Source organism: Mesorhizobium sp. INR15 (assembly GCF_015500075.1).
In the GTDB taxonomy this organism is placed as follows: Bacteria; Pseudomonadota; Alphaproteobacteria; order Rhizobiales; family Rhizobiaceae; genus Mesorhizobium.
Window position 1 is genome coordinate 4,082,548 of record NZ_CP045496.1, and the last position, 14,390, is coordinate 4,096,937.

Sequence of the window (14,390 nt, forward strand, 5' to 3'; positions counted from 1 at the left end):
GGCGATTGCCGGCTATGCGCCGATGTCGCGGTGATCAGTGAGATCTCGCAGCGCAGTCGTGACCAATCTGACGAGGTCCGATTGGCGGCGCACGCCGGTCCGGCTGTAAGCCGTCTTGAGATGATAGCGGACCGTGTTCATTGATATGCCGGTGCGATCGGCATAGGCCTGCAACTCTTCATTCGCTGCAATGGCGGCGACGAGCTGTGCTGCGCCTTTCGGCAGGCAGAAAAGCGCACCGATCGTTTGCGCGTCCGACTGAGCCTTGAGCAGCGGATCGTGAATGATGAACATCACGCCACGCGGCCGGGACCTTGAGCCGTCCACGCCATCATCGAGGAAGAATGGCGCGACCATGATGCCGTAGGACGGCTTGCCGGCAGCCCGGGGCGCTCGCGCAACCCCGCCGGCGCCACCTGCGCGGACGTCGTTCTCGAGTTCGGCCAGTCGGTTGTTGGCGGCACGGTTCGCGGCAAAAAGCCGACCGCCGCGCCCGATCGACAGCCCATCAGCGGCGCTGGCCATCCTGCGGGCCGCGGCGTTGACGAACAGGCTGCGTCCATACTCGTTGAGCGCCACCACGCCAGCGGCAAGCCGGTTGCTGATTTCGGACATGGCGCCAGCCGCGCCCTCTAGCTCAAGAAAGCCGCGCCGCAGCTGCAGCGCTCGCGTCAGGTGAGGCATGAGCGCTTCGAGCCTGGCGATATCGTCGTCGTCGAAGGCTTTGCGATCCTGTGGGCGCTGTAAGCCAACCATGGCGAAGCCGCCCTTTGTCGATGCGAGCGTTCCACCGAGGCATTCTTCCAGTCCCAATGGCCGGAAGAACTCGTTGAAGAAGACCCCTGGCTTGCGTGTCTCTTCCCGAAGCAGCCGGTAAGTCGGCATGGCCGTGCCGGCCGGCACCGCCATGAAGGCTCTTGGCGCCGGATCCAGTGTCGCGAAATCGCGTTGATAGCGATCCAGCACCTCGCCCGTGAACAGGCCGACCGAGGCCTGCGCCGAGACCTCGGGCCGTGCAGCGTCGAAATCCAGCAATACGGCCGTGGCAACATCAAACAGGTTACCAAGGAGTTCCAGCGACGCGTCGAAGCCAGCCCTGTCGCGCACCCCAAGATAGAGGGCGTCGAGAAACTGCGCTTCACGCTTCTGCACCAAGGTCAAGCCCGCCCCCGGCCTCTGGCAGTGCCGTGCCCGACAAGTGCAGCCGGCGGCATGCCCGAATAGAAACTCTATCTGAATACCCCAGGCCATCGTCCTTGACTGAAGGCCCGATGTCAAATGGTGCGTGGGCGGAGGCCGGGACCTTTCGTCAGGAGAAAAGGACCCTGCGCCTACCTGTTTGGGTAGGGTTCTCAGGTGATGAAACTGCTTTCCTTGCGGTCGGGACGTTCAAAACTCAGGGAGAACATCATGACCATACTTCGTAATGTGCTTGCTCTTGCATTTGCCGCTGGCCTTGGCTCGACAACGCTGGCCCTCGCAGGCGGCATGACACCGGAAAAACAGGCCGATGCGCGCACGAAAGTGGAAACCGCAGTGGCACTGGCCAACATCGCCAAGGCGGACAAGGACGGCGAGGCCATGCTCGTCGCGGCAAGGATGCTTGCCGAAGCCGGACCGGTGGCGGAGCAGGGCGCCAAGATGAAGGACGGCAAGCCAACGCTGATGGATGCAGGCAAGATGGCGAAAATGGCCAAGGAGATGGGCGCCGATGCCAAGAAGGCTGACGCTATCGCCAGCGCGGCCACGTCAAATGGCGAAACGGCGCGCAGCGACGGCTACTGGTACTACAGCTGCGATTCCTACAACAACTGCCAGTGGATTTACGCCGGCTATTGAGCGGGGCCGGGGGGCTCTATCATAGCAAGGCGTTCGTGATCGGCCCACCGCGCGGGGCGGGCCGATCACTCGAATAAGCCGGCTAATTATATACCGCCGTACCAGTCATAGCCGTTGTCTTCCCAGTAGCCGCCACGGCCTCCGCCGACATCGGCGAAACCATCGACCAGTTCAATCTTGTAGAGATATTTCGGCATCTTGTAGCCAAGCTGGCGCTCGACCCGGACACGCAGAGGCGCGCCGTTCTCGACGGGCAGCGGTTTGCCGTTCAAACCATAGGCAAGGATCGTCTGCGGGTGCCGCGCGTCGACGATGTCGATTGTGCCGTAATATTTGACGTCGCCGGAGAGGCCGCGGTCGATCGTGTCCAGGCAGTGGAACATGACATAGCGCGCCTGCGGCTTGACCACGGCCTGATCGAGAAGGAGCGACAGCGGCGTGCCGGTCCATTTGGCGATACAGCTCCAGCCCTCGACGCAGTCGTGACGGGTGATCTGGGTACGGCTCGGCATGTTCATCAATTGCTCGCGGGAGAGCGACAGCGGTTTTTCGACAAGGCCGGTCACCTCAAGCCGCCAATCGGCGAAATTGTTAGTGAGCAAGGCTTTGTAGGCGTCGTCATCTGGTGCCGTGACGCCGTTCGGCCGCATTGGCTGGCGGATGTCGGCCTCGGTGAATTCCGGCGCCAGGGAGCTGCCGCCGCCGAACAGGCGTTGTGCCTTGTGGGTCAGGCCATTGGCGTTCTCGAGAAAGCCGCGCAGGCCGCTGCCGATGCTGAGCTGGCTGTCGAAGGCGTCGCAACCCGACAACATGAGGCCTGAAGCGCCGAGGCTGGCACCAGTAAGGAATTTCCGGCGGCTGATCTCGAATTTGGCCATCTCAGACACTCCTCTCGGATGCTTCGCCGTCGTGGTCTGGCGGATCGGTGCGATACCAGCCCGTGATGATCGAGCGCAGTTCGTTGATCGGGCCGGCGGCGAGGATCATCAGCATATGGACAACGAAGAAGCCGACGAGCAGCACCATGACGGTGAAATGGATGGTGCGTGCCGTTTGCCTGCCGCCGAGCAGATCATTGAGGAACGGCAGCACCGAATTCATGCTCGGCGACATCGCCAAGCCGGTGATGATCATCAGCGGCAGCAACACGAACAGCACACCGCCATAGGCCATCTTCTGCAACGTGTTGTACTCGCGGGTGTGGTGGAACTTGAATTTTGCGTGGTTGATGATGTCCTGCGGCAGCCGCTTGAGATCGTCGAGGCGTGGCGCCAGATCACGGCGCAGATGGCCGTTGATCAGGCTGGCGACCAGCCAGACAATCAGCGTGGTGACCAGGATCCAGGCGAAGAAGAAATGTATGACGCGGGCCGTGCCAAGGTCATAGTAGGACGGGACCGTCGCCCAGGATGGAAAGCCGCGAGAGGTCTCCTGACCAGCAGGGCCGGACCAGCCGAGCACGCCGGTGGTGTCGAAGCGATGCCCCAGGATATCGGTGTAGCCGCGCGGTCCGCTCGCGGTATTCTCGGCGCCGATGGCAAAGACGGTGTTGTCGTATCCGAAGCCGGACTGCTTGCCGATGTAGAGTTGGGGGCGGGCATTGAAAATCTGCAGGCCGCTGAGCAGCATGAAGAACAGCGATATGGCCCAAAGCCAGTGCGTCAGCCGTGTCCAGCGCGACTGCCGATAGATCAACGGCCTGCCGTTGGATGCCGGAGCACCGGTTCCCATGGTCGATTGGTCTCTGGCAACCGCTTCCATTTTCTCGCCTTCCGGCCACGCGGTTCCGGCGTGGCCTGTTTCCTCATTGTCCTCCTGATACGTCGCTTTCCCAACGGATGTTTCATCCGATCACGGAAATATCAGGAGGCAGGCTCTATGGGGCACCCAGGCTGACGGCGAGGTTGACGGCTGCCGCCACAATGACCGTGTTGAAGAAGAACGACAGGATCGAGTGGACAAGCACGACACAGCGCATATGCGTGGTCGAGATGTTGGTGTCGGCGGTCTGTGCTGTCATGCCGATAACCGTTGAAAAATATAAGAAATCCCAGCCTTCCGGTCGTTTGTCGCCAGGAAACAGCAATCCGCCGACCGGAACTTTCTTCTTGGTATCGGCGTCGACCGTATCGCCGTCCATCCAGTAGACATGTGCGTAGTGGAGTGCCGCCATCGCATGGATGGTGAACCAGCCGAGCGGGATCGACAACAGGGCGAAGCCGAGTTCCATGGGGTGGCCTCTGTCCTTCTGATTGATCAGCAGGAACAGCGAGACAACCGCGACGCCGACGACAACAAGCGTGACAGCGAAAATGACCAGCACCGGCTGGTCGGTGGCGCGCGCATTCTTGCTCAGATACTTGCCGGTGAACTTTGGCATCTGGGAAACGACAAGAATGACGTATCCGGCGAAGAAGGCGTTGGCGCCAATTGAATAGGCGAGCGGGGCTCGCAACAGCAACGCCACGACAAGGGCCACGGCGCCGAAGCAGGCCGACACCGCGAACAGCATGTGGCGCTGCATGGGTTTCTTCAGCGGGATTTCGGTGAGCATGGCGTTCCGACCTTGGATGGCGCTCAGGTTCTAGTCCGGTGTGGCGGATTTGAGCGCCCGCCGCAAGATGCGGTCGAGTTCGCCGAGAAATCGTGAACGGTCCTGCGGTGCGAAGCTGGCATTGTAGCCCTTGCTCTCGCCGGTCTCGCGCAAATGCTGTTTGAGATCGCGCATTGCCACCGCCATGCCGATCGTTTCCGGCGTGAACGGCCGCCCGGTCGGCCCCAGCACATGCGCGCCGAGCGCCACGGTGCGGGCGGCCAGCGGAATGTCGGCGGTCACCACGATATCGTTGGCTTTGGCGTTCTCGACAATCCAGTCATCGGCGGCGTCGGCGCCTTTTGACACGACGACGTTGCGGATCATCGGGTCGCGCGACGGGCGCAAGCCACCATTGGAGACATAGGTGACGACGACGCCATGGCGTTCCGCGACCTTTTCCACCTCGGCTTTCACGGGGCAGGCATCGGCATCGACGAGGATAGAAGGTGCAGGCATTTCTGGTTCCAATAAATATGGGGCCGGGCGATTTCGGCCGGCCCCATGGCTATCATCTGTTTGACCGCTCAAGCCGGAAGCGCGCCTGACTTTTTCGCGGTCCAGGTTGCGATATAGTCCATCAGGCCGGGGTTGAGGCAGTCATAGGGTTCGATGCCGATGCGGCTTGGATCGACACCAGATTCGATGATCGACGAGACAAAGGCGGTGAAGCCCGGAGGCGACCAGCCATCCTCGACAAAGCGCTCGGGATGGATGAAGGACAGGCCCTTGAACGGATGGTCGCGCTCGACCGGACCGTGCATGTGAACGCCGCAGCCGGTGCAGGCATGGCGCTGGATCAGCGCCGAGGGATCGACCACCTTCAGCTTGTCGCCATTCTCGGTGACGGTGACATCGCCGGTGCCTGCGACAGCCACGACCGAGAACACCGCGCCTTCCGGCTTCCAGCATTTCGTGCAGCCGCAGGCATGGTTGTGCGCGATCTGGCCCTTGACCTTCACCTTCACCGGCTTGCTGGTGCAGGCGCAGACCAGGGTGCCGCCGGCAAAGCTTGCGCTTTCCTTGGGCAGCCCATTGTCGATTTTCGGATGCAGTTTCTCCGCCATTGTTCTTCTCCTCCCATGTTTCAGTCACAGAGGTCGCTGGCCGGTTGGCTGGCGGCGTATGGCTGTCGTCAGTAGACCACGACACTCCGGATCGACTTGCCCTCATGCATCAGGTCAAAACCCTTGTTGATGTCCTCGAGCTTCAGCGTGTGGGTGATCATCGGGTCGATCTCGATCTTGCCGTCCATGTACCAGTCGACGATCTTGGGCACGTCGGTGCGGCCGCGCGCGCCGCCAAAGGCGGTGCCCATCCAGGTGCGGCCGGTGACCAGCTGGAATGGCCGCGTCGAGATTTCCTGGCCCGCCCCGGCAACGCCGATGACCACTGACTTGCCCCAGCCGCGATGCGAGGCTTCCAGCGCCTGGCGCATCACCTTGGTGTTGCCGGTGCAGTCGAACGTGTAGTCGGCGCCGCCGATCTGGTCGGCACCGCGTTTGGTCAGGTTGACCAGGTAAGGCACGACATCGCCGTCGATCTCCTTCGGATTGACGAAATGCGTCATGCCGAATTTTTCGCCCCAGGCCTTCTTGTCGTTGTTCAAGTCGACACCGATGATCATGTCGGCGCCGGCAAGGCGCAGGCCCTGGATGACGTTGAGGCCGATGCCGCCGAGCCCGAACACCACGGCCGTCGCGCCGATCTCGACCTTGGCGGTGTTGATCACCGCACCGATGCCGGTGGTGACGCCGCAGCCGATGTAGCAGATCTTGTCGAAGGGCGCGTCGGGATTGACCTTGGCCAGCGCGATCTCGGGCAGCACGGTGAAGTTCGAAAAGGTCGAGCAGCCCATGTAGTGGAAGATCTTGTCCTTGCCGATCGAGAAGCGCGACGAGCCATCGGGCATCAAGCCTTGCCCCTGCGTCGCGCGGATCGCCGTGCACAGGTTGGTCTTGCGCGACAGGCAGGACGGGCACGAGCGGCATTCGGGCGTATAGAGCGGGATGACATGGTCGCCCTTCCTGAGCGACGTCACGCCCTTGCCGACATCGACGACAACGCCGGCACCTTCATGGCCGAGAATGGCCGGAAACAGGCCTTCTGGATCAGCGCCCGACAGCGTGAATTCATCGGTGTGGCAGATGCCGGTCGCCTTGATCTCGACCAGCACCTCGCCATCGCGAGGCCCCTCGAGATCGACCTCCATGATCTCAAGCGGCTTTCCAGCAGCAACGGCAACCGCGGCGCGGGTTTTCATCAGGCAATTCCTCCAATGCGATGTTTGTCCCAAGCTTTCAGGTTTTACATTCGCGATCAACCGCAAGCTGGTTCCAGGCTTGGACCGATGTGCAGAATTTCAATCCCAAATCGATTGAAAACCGGCGATTTGATCCGCCAGCTTGACCGCGCCGGCACAGGCCATAAAAGAAATGGCCGACCGAAGGGACCGACTTCAGCATGTTCACCAAAATCCTGATCGCCAACCGTGGCGAGATCGCCTGCCGCGTCATCAAGACGGCGCGCAAGATGGGCATCGCCACGGTCGCCGTCTATTCCGACGCCGATCGTGATGCCGTGCATGTCGAGATGGCCGATGAAGCCGTGCATATCGGACCCGCGCCGGCCGCGCAGAGCTATCTTGTGCCGGAGAAGATCATTGCCGCCTGCAAGGCGACAGGCGCTCAGGCCGTGCACCCAGGTTACGGCTTCCTGTCCGAGCGCGCCGCCTTCTGCGAGGCGCTGGAGGCAGAGGGCATCATCTTCATCGGCCCGAAGCCCAAGGCGATCAAGGCGATGGGCGACAAGATCGAATCGAAGAAATTCGCCAATGCCGCCAAGGTGAACACGGTGCCCGGCTGGCTTGGCGTTATCGAGAATGCCGACCATGCCGAAAAGATCGCCGGCGAGATCGGCTATCCCGTGATGATCAAGGCCTCGGCCGGCGGCGGCGGCAAGGGCATGCGCATCGCCTGGTCGCAGTCGGAAGTGCGAGACGGCTTTGACCGCGCGCGCTCCGAGGCGAAAAGCTCGTTTGGCGATGATCGCGTCTTCATCGAGAAGTTCGTGGTCGATCCGCGCCACATCGAGATCCAGGTTCTGGGCGACGCGCATGGCAACACGCTCTATCTCGGCGAGCGCGAATGCTCGATCCAGCGCCGCAACCAGAAGGTCGCGGAGGAAGCGCCATCGCCGTTTCTCGATGCCAAGACCAGGAAGGCCATGGGCGAGCAGTCGGTGGCGCTGGCCAAGGCTGTCGATTACCAGAGCGCCGGCACCGTCGAGTTCATCGTCGATAAGGACAAGAACTTCTATTTCCTTGAAATGAATACACGATTGCAGGTCGAGCACCCTGTGACGGAGTTGATCACCGGCGTCGATCTGGTCGAGCAGATGATCCGCGTCGCGGCCGGAGAAAAGCTTGACCTCAAGCAGAGCGACATCAAGCTGAACGGCTGGGCGGTGGAAAGCCGGCTCTACGCCGAGGATCCATACCGCAATTTCCTGCCATCGATCGGCCGGCTGACGCGCTACCGGCCGCCGGAAGAGGGGCAGGTTGGCGACATCATCATCCGCAACGATACCGGCGTGACGGAAGGGTCCGAAATCTCGATGTTCTACGACCCGATGCTGGCCAAGCTTTGCACATGGGCGCCGACTCGCATCGAGGCGATCGATGCGATGTCGGAAGCGCTGGACAGTTTCGTTGTCGACGGCATTGAGCACAACATTCCGTTCCTTGCCGCGCTGATGCAGCATCCGCGCTGGCGGGAAGGGCGGATATCGACCGGCTTCATCGCCGAGGAATATCCCGACGGGTTTTCGCCGATCATTCCAAACAGTGAAGAGAAAGCGGTGCTGGCGTCGATCGCCGTCGCGGTCGAACTGCTGCGCCGTGACCGGCTTGATCGCCTGGGTGGCCGCCTGGCCCCGCATTCGGGTGCCTTGAAGCGCGACTGGGTGGTCAAGATCGACGAGGATTACCTGTCAGCTTCGATCCTCGAAGGCATGATTTCCGTCCCGATGGAGATCGACCTGTCGATCGATGGCGGCAAAGCACTGACCGTCTCGTCGGACTGGCGGCCGGGCGACCTTATCTGGAGCGGCACGGTTGGCGGGCGCAAGGTCACTGCGCAACTGCGCTCGACTCCCAACGGTATTCGCATTGCCTGGAAAGGCATGTCGGTGACGGCGCGCGCCATGCTGCCGCGCATCGCCGAACTCGAAAGGCTGATGCCGGAGAAGGTGGCGCCGGATACGTCGAAGCTGCTGCTCTGCCCTATGCCCGGCCTCGTGGTCTCGATCGCCGTTGCCGAGGGGCAGGAGGTCAAGGCTGGTGAGACCCTGGCCGTGGTCGAGGCGATGAAGATGGAAAACGTGCTGCGCGCCGAGCGCGACCTCACCGTGTCTAAACTCAACGCCAAGCCGGGCGACAGCCTGGCCGTCGATGCCGTCATCATGGAGTTCGCGCAAGCGCCGGTTTGAGGCTTTGTTCGATACATGCCGTTGTCCCGAAATCCTGAGCATTTTGGGGCGACGTGCATTGGCTGTGAACAGGCAATCGCTGGACTCGTATTGGCCGGTGCCGGACAATACATCTGTTGGCGATTGAGTCTCCTCAGACAGCGCGAAAACCATGGCGGATGACAAACTTCCACGCGACCCCTTGCTGCGCGAAGCCGCGATAGCGGCCGCGCGGCCGGAAGTGCCGGCGCGGCCCTTCGTGCATCTGCGCGTGCATTCGGCCTATTCGCTACTGGAAGGCGCCTTGCAGATCAGCAAGGTGGTGGCCCATGCGGTCAAGGACGAAGCTCCGGCCATTGCCGTCACCGACACCAACAATCTGTTTGGCGCGCTCGAATTCGCGCAAAAGGCCGTCAAGGACGGCATCCAGCCGATCATCGGCTGCCAGATCGCGCTCGCCTTTTCCGGCGAAAGCAGCGATGGCCAGCGCGACCGCAGACGGCAAGGCCCGGATATGCGGCCGGTCGTTGTGATCGCCGCCACCGAGGCCGGCTATGCCAATCTGGTCAGGCTGGTCAGCCGCGTCTATCTCGAAACGCCGCCCGGCGAGGCGGTGCACCTGACCACCGAGATGATGGAAGGCCGTTCTGGCGGCTTGATCTGCCTCAGTGGCGGGCCACGCGGTCCGATCGGCTTTGCCCTGAAGGAGGATCGCCGCGATCTCGCTGAAACGCGGCTGCTTGCACTCAAGGCAATGTTCGGTGACCGGCTCTATGTCGAACTGGACCGGGTTTCCGGCTACGACCGGACTATCGAACAAGCGACGATCGATCTCGCCTATGCCCACGAACTGCCGCTGGTCGCCACCAATGAGGCCTTCTTCTCATCGCGCGACGAATATGACGCGCATGACGCGCTGATCGCCATCGCGGAAGGATCGGTGGTCGCCGCCGACAATCGCCGCCGATTGTCGCCGGACAATTTCCTGCGCAGCCAGGCGGATATGGCGCGGCTGTTCGCCGACCTGCCGGAAGCGATCGACAACACGGTCGAGATCGCGCTGCGCTGTTCGTATTATCCAAAGAACCGCAATCCGATCCTGCCGCGCTTTACCGGCGGCGATGTCGCCGACAATGAAGCGGCCGTGCAGGCGGAAGCCGACGAGCTTGCCCGCCAGGCGCATGAAGGGCTGGATGCGCGGCTGGCGGCGCATGGGCCAACCGCCGGCTACACGGTCGAGCAATATCGCGAGCGGCTGAATTTCGAGCTCGGCATCATCACCAAGATGAAGTTTCCGGGCTATTTCCTGATCGTTGCCGACTTCATCAAATGGGCCAAGGCACAAGGCATTCCAGTCGGGCCGGGCCGTGGTTCGGGCGCTGGCTCGCTGGTCGCCTATTCGACGACCATCACGGACATCGACCCGCTGCGCTTCTCGCTGCTGTTCGAGCGCTTCCTCAACCCTGATCGCGTGTCGATGCCCGACTTCGACATCGATTTCTGCCAGGACCGCCGCGAGGAGGTCATCCGCTACGTCCAGCAGAAATACGGCCGCGACCAGGTCGGACAGATCATCACCTTCGGTACGCTGCAGGCCCGCGCCGTGCTGCGTGACGTCGGCCGTGTCCTGCAGATGCCTTACGGTCAGGTCGACAAGCTTTCCAAGATGGTGCCGCAAAATCCGGCCAATCCGGTCAAGCTTGCCGACGCCATCGCCAACGAGCCGCGCTTTGCCGAGGAGGCTGAAAAGGAGCCGATCGTCCAGACGCTTCTCGACATGGCGCAGAAGCTGGAAGGGCTTTACCGCCACGCCTCGACGCACGCCGCCGGCATCGTCATCGGCGATCGGCCGTTGTCGGAGTTGGTGCCGATGTACCGCGATCCGCGTTCGGACATGCCGGTCACCCAGTTCAACATGAAATATGTCGAGCAGGCCGGGCTCGTGAAGTTCGACTTTCTCGGACTGAAGACGCTGACCGTGCTGGAGACGGCGGTCAAGCTGATCCGCCGCCGTGGCATCGAGATCGATCTGGCCAACATACCGCTCGATGATCCCCAGACCTACGCCATGCTGTCGCGCGGCGAAGTGGTCGGCGTGTTCCAGGTGGAAAGTGCCGGCATGCGCAAGGCGCTGATCGGCATGCGGCCCGACTGTATCGAGGACATTATCGCGCTGGTCGCGCTCTACCGGCCGGGCCCGATGGAGAACATCCCGACTTACAACGCCAGAAAGCATGGCGAGGAGGAAATGGCGTCGATCCATCCCAAGATCGACCATCTGGTGAAGGAGACGCAAGGCGTCATCGTCTACCAGGAACAGGTCATGCAGATCGCGCAGGAGCTGTCGGGCTACTCGCTCGGCGAAGCCGATCTGCTGCGCCGCGCCATGGGCAAGAAGATCCGCGCCGAGATGGACAAGCAGCGCGAGCGCTTCGTCACGGGTGCGGTCGAGCGCGGCGTCGGCAAGCCGCAAGCCGATTTCATTTTCGATCTGCTGGCAAAGTTCGCCGACTATGGTTTCAACAAATCACACGCCGCGGCCTATGCTGTCGTGTCCTACCAGACCGCGTATCTCAAGGCGCACTATCCGGTCGAGTTCCTGGCGGCGTCGATGACGCTCGACATGGGCAACACCGACAAGCTCGCCGATTTCCGCCAGGATGCAATACGCCTCGGCATCGAGGTTGTGGCGCCGTCGGTGATGTCGAGCTTCCGTCCCTTTGAAGTAGGCGAGAACCGCATCTTCTATTCGCTGGCCGCGCTCAAGGGCGTCGGCGATGCGGCTGTCGAGCACATTGTCGCCAAGCGTGGCGAGAAGCCATTCAAGAACCTTGCCGATTTCTGCGAACGGGTTGACCCGAAGGTTGTCGGCAAGCGCGTCTTTGAAAGCCTGATCATGGCCGGCGCGCTCGATTGCTTCGGTCACGACCGGGCAACGATGGTGGCGGGTGTCGAGCGGATGATGGGGCTGGCATCGCTGGCGCAGCAAAACGCTGTTTCCGGCCAGCATGACATTTTCGGCGCTTCGCTCGGCGCGCAGTCGCAGGCGCTCAACCTGCCGGTGACGGAGCCGTGGCTTGCCGCGGACCGGCTGCACCGCGAGTTCCAGGTGGTTGGGTTCTATCTCTCTGCCCATCCGCTCGACGAATACAAGGCCGCACTGCAGAAGATGCGGGTGCAGAACTGGGGCGAGTTTTCGGCCGCGGTCAAACGCGGCGCCGCCGCTGGACGGCTTGCCGGCACCGTCACCACCAAGCAGGAGCGCAAGACGCGCACCGGCAACAAGATGGGCGTCGTGCAGTTTTCCGATACGTCGGGTCAATACGAGGCCGTGCTGTTTTCCGAGGCGCTCGCGCAATACCGCGATCTGCTTGAACCCGGCCGGTCGGTGGTGATCACTGTCGCGGCCGAGGACAGGCCGGAAGGCGTCAATCTGCGCATTTCCACCGTGCAGTCGCTGGAAGATGAGGCGAGCCGTGTCCAGAAGGCGCTGCGCATATTCGTGCGCAACGCCAGCCCGATCAACATGCTGGCCGGCCAACTCGCGGTGAAAGGCGAGGGGCAAGTGAGCTTCGTGCTGATCAAGGATGATGGCGAAGGTGAGGTCGAGATTGAATTGCCCCACCGCTATCGTATCTCGCCGCAGATTGCGTCAGCGATGCGCGCGGTGCCTGGTGTGGTTGAGGTGGAACTCGTCTAGGGAGGTGAGGCCGGCCTGTTCTTGGGGTTTCGCCCTTGAGGCGGCCATCAACCGTCATTGACAGAGAGAACCGCCCCTCTCCATTTCATACATATGGCGCACAAGGGGCTTGCTTCAAGACCCGGCCCCTGCCGTAGAACTCCCGGCCTTACCGGCAACAGGGAGTGGCCAAATGCGTTCAGTGGTAATCGTTGGAGCAGGCCCGACAGGGCTGATGCTGGCGGGCGAGTTGGCCTTGGCGGGTGTCGACGTCGCCATCGTCGAACGGCGCGCCAGTCAGGACCTCGCGGGTTCGCGCGCCGGCGGCCTGCATTCGCGCACCATCGAGGTGCTCAACCAGCGCGGCATCGCGGATCGGTTTCTCGCGCAGGGAACGACGGCCCAGGTCGCCGGGTTTGCCTGGATACGGCTCGATATCAGCGATTTTCCCACAAGGCACAATTACGGCCTGGCGCTGCGGCAGAACCATGTCGAGCGCATCCTCGCCGATTGGGTGGAGGAATTGGCGGTGCCGATCTATCGAGGCCGCGAAGTGACCGGTTTCACGCCGGATGACGCTGGCGTCGATGTCGAACTCTCTGATGGTCAGATGCTGCGGGCGGCATATCTCGTGGGATGTGATGGAGGACGCAGCTTCGTGCGCAAGGCAGCCGGCATCGGATTCCCGGGCTGGGCCGCGACAACCAGCAGTCTGATCGCCGAGGTCGAGGTTACCGGGGAGCCGGAATGGGGCATCCGCAACGACGCCCTCGGCATCCATGGCCTCAGCAGAATGGAGGACGGGAAGACTGTGCGTATCCTGGTCACCGAGCAGCACCCGGAAGCCGCTAGCGAACCTACGCTGCACGACCTTAGCGAAGCGCTCATCCGCGTTTATGGCAGTGACTATGGCATCCATAATCCCACCTGGATTTCGAGGTTCACCGACACGGCGCGGCAGGCCGCATTCTACCGCGCGGGACGAGTGCTGCTGGCCGGCGATGCCGCGCATGTGCATCCACCGGTTGGCGGGCAGGGCCTGAATATCGGTGTACAGGATGCGGGGAACCTCGGCTGGAAGCTGGCGCAGGTGGTCAATGGAACGTCAGGGGATAGCCTGCTCGACAGCTACCATGCCGAGCGGCACCCGGTCGCGGCGCGTGTGCTGCGCAACACGATGGCGCAAATGGCGCTGCTGCATCGCCCGGACGACCGCATCAAGGTGCTGAAGGACATCATGTCCGAACTGCTTGAGATGGAGGAACCCCGCAAACGAATCGCGGCGGAGATGTCGGGGCTTGGCGTGCACTATGATTTCGGCGAGGGGCATCCTCTGCTGGGCCGCCGCATGCCGGATCTTGATCTGGTCACCGCCGAAGGTACGCTTCGGGTCTTCACCTTGCTGCACGAGGCCAGGCCGGTGCTGCTTAACCTGGGTGAGCCTGGTGGCTTTGACATTGCCGGCTGGACGGATCGGGTCCGATTGATCGATGCCAGATGCAACGGCACATGGGAACTGCCGGCGATTGGGGTGGTCACTCCTCCTGCCGCGGTGCTGATCCGGCCCGACGGCTATGTGGCCTGGGTGGGGGACAAAACCCAGCTGGGGCTTGTTGACACGCTATCCACCTGGTTCGGACCGCCCACTGCGGCAACCTGAACCTCAACTGAGCCAGCGCGAGGCTGGTCAAATCGGTTGCCGGTCAGAATCGCGCTGGGCCTGAGGTCGTGGCCGATAGGGCCAGGGGCGCTGGAGTGGTTGAAGCGAGGCCGGTTTGAACCACATGCATTGGGCCCGTTCGGAAGAGCCTC

General features: G+C 62.3%; 11 protein-coding genes. 4 read left to right on the top strand and 7 right to left on the bottom strand.

What is annotated here, in order from left to right; genetic code table 11:
- Positions 1-12: 12 nt before the first annotated feature.
- Positions 13-1,161, bottom strand: coding sequence for a helix-turn-helix transcriptional regulator (locus tag GA829_RS19870; protein WP_195174385.1), 1,149 nt, complete (start codon positions 1,159-1,161; stop codon positions 13-15).
- A gap of 249 nt (positions 1,162-1,410) precedes the next feature.
- On the opposite strand from GA829_RS19870, the gene GA829_RS19875 reads away from it, so the two are divergent.
- Positions 1,411-1,839 carry a hypothetical protein gene (locus GA829_RS19875; protein ID WP_195174386.1) on the top strand — a complete coding sequence of 143 codons (429 nt, stop codon included), beginning with the start codon at positions 1,411-1,413 and terminating at the stop codon, positions 1,837-1,839.
- An 86-nt stretch (positions 1,840-1,925) separates the two neighbouring features.
- Here GA829_RS19875 and GA829_RS19880 read toward each other — a convergent pair whose 3' ends face one another.
- The 6 genes from GA829_RS19880 to GA829_RS19905 form a co-directional block, all read right to left on the bottom strand.
- The gene (locus GA829_RS19880; RefSeq protein WP_195174387.1) at positions 1,926-2,717 is read right to left on the bottom strand and encodes a molybdopterin-binding protein; all 792 of its coding nucleotides are present in this window, start codon (positions 2,715-2,717) and stop codon (positions 1,926-1,928) included.
- Position 2,718: 1 nt separating this feature from the next.
- On the bottom strand, positions 2,719-3,570 hold the full coding sequence (locus GA829_RS19885) for a cytochrome b/b6 domain-containing protein (RefSeq protein ID WP_258052349.1): 852 nt from the start codon (positions 3,568-3,570) through the stop codon (positions 2,719-2,721).
- Positions 3,571-3,715: 145 nt separating this feature from the next.
- Positions 3,716-4,393, bottom strand: a complete 678-nt coding sequence (locus tag GA829_RS19890) for a DUF1345 domain-containing protein (protein WP_195174389.1) — start codon at positions 4,391-4,393, stop codon at positions 3,716-3,718.
- Between the two features lie 30 nt (positions 4,394-4,423).
- Positions 4,424-4,891: a YaiI/YqxD family protein gene (locus GA829_RS19895; protein ID WP_195174390.1), complete on the bottom strand. Its 468-nt coding sequence runs from the start codon at positions 4,889-4,891 to the stop codon at positions 4,424-4,426.
- A gap of 68 nt (positions 4,892-4,959) precedes the next feature.
- Positions 4,960-5,499 (bottom strand): S-(hydroxymethyl)glutathione synthase, encoded by a 540-nt coding sequence (gfa, locus tag GA829_RS19900; RefSeq protein WP_195174391.1) that lies wholly within the window; start codon positions 5,497-5,499, stop codon positions 4,960-4,962.
- Positions 5,500-5,567: 68 nt separating this feature from the next.
- Positions 5,568-6,695, bottom strand: coding sequence for an S-(hydroxymethyl)glutathione dehydrogenase/class III alcohol dehydrogenase (locus GA829_RS19905; protein WP_195174392.1), 1,128 nt, complete (start codon positions 6,693-6,695; stop codon positions 5,568-5,570).
- A gap of 200 nt (positions 6,696-6,895) precedes the next feature.
- Here GA829_RS19905 and GA829_RS19910 point away from each other — a divergent pair, with 200 nt between their 5' ends.
- The 3 genes from GA829_RS19910 (at position 6,896) to GA829_RS19920 (ending at position 14,238) form a co-directional block, all read left to right on the top strand.
- A complete protein-coding gene (locus GA829_RS19910; protein WP_195174393.1) occupies positions 6,896-8,920 on the top strand; it encodes an acetyl-CoA carboxylase biotin carboxylase subunit in 2,025 nt (674 codons plus the stop codon).
- A 151-nt stretch (positions 8,921-9,071) separates the two neighbouring features.
- Positions 9,072-12,599, top strand: coding sequence for a DNA polymerase III subunit alpha (gene dnaE, locus GA829_RS19915; protein WP_195174394.1), 3,528 nt, complete (start codon positions 9,072-9,074; stop codon positions 12,597-12,599).
- A gap of 172 nt (positions 12,600-12,771) precedes the next feature.
- Positions 12,772-14,238, top strand: a complete 1,467-nt coding sequence (locus GA829_RS19920) for an FAD-dependent monooxygenase (protein WP_195174395.1) — start codon at positions 12,772-12,774, stop codon at positions 14,236-14,238.
- Positions 14,239-14,390 lie beyond the last annotated feature (152 nt).